Here is a 525-nt window from a genome sequence, read left to right as displayed (position 1 = left end):
ATTCGGAAATCTCTGGATCACAGGTTACGTACAGCTACCCAAAGCTTATCGCAGCTTATCACGTCCTTCATCGGCTCCTAGTGCCAAGGCATTCACCCTGCGCCCTTATTCACTTAACCTTATCAACCTTACGGTTGGGTTTTGATCACTTCTTCTAGCGATAGAAGGTTAATCAATAAATAAGCAATTGAACTTATTAAAAAACTCTATCCAGCTCACAAATCAGCCTGTACGGCAAAAAGATTGATCGTCTCATAAAATCAAAGATTTTATGGCCGTCCGCCTATTTTGCTTCAGGCTAAACAATTTGTTCAGCTTTCAAATTCAACGCGGTGTTCTCGGTTTGTATTACTTACATTTACTTCAAATATCCAGTTTTCAATGAACAAAAGTGTTTGAGAGTAAACCTCTCAAAACTGAACAAAGTAAAAACAAATTGTGTAGTCTCCGTAATATTCCTTAGAAAGGAGGTGATCCAGCCGCACCTTCCGATACGGCTACCTTGTTACGACTTCACCCCAATCA

At 40.0% G+C, this 525-nt stretch carries 2 rRNA genes; both read right to left on the bottom strand.

What is annotated here, in order from left to right:
* Positions 1-119 (bottom strand): 23S ribosomal RNA (locus BN346_RS15820); the annotation flags it as partial.
* 344 nt (positions 120-463) lie between these two features.
* Positions 464-525: ribosomal RNA gene (locus BN346_RS15815) — 16S ribosomal RNA — on the bottom strand; the annotation flags it as partial.

Origin of the sequence: Clostridium ihumii AP5 (assembly GCF_000612845.1) — a bacterium.
Classification (GTDB): domain Bacteria; phylum Bacillota; class Clostridia; order Clostridiales; family Clostridiaceae; genus Clostridium_J; species Clostridium_J ihumii.
Note: the sequence above shows the minus strand (reverse complement) of the source record. Positions and strands in the feature narration are given on the sequence as shown.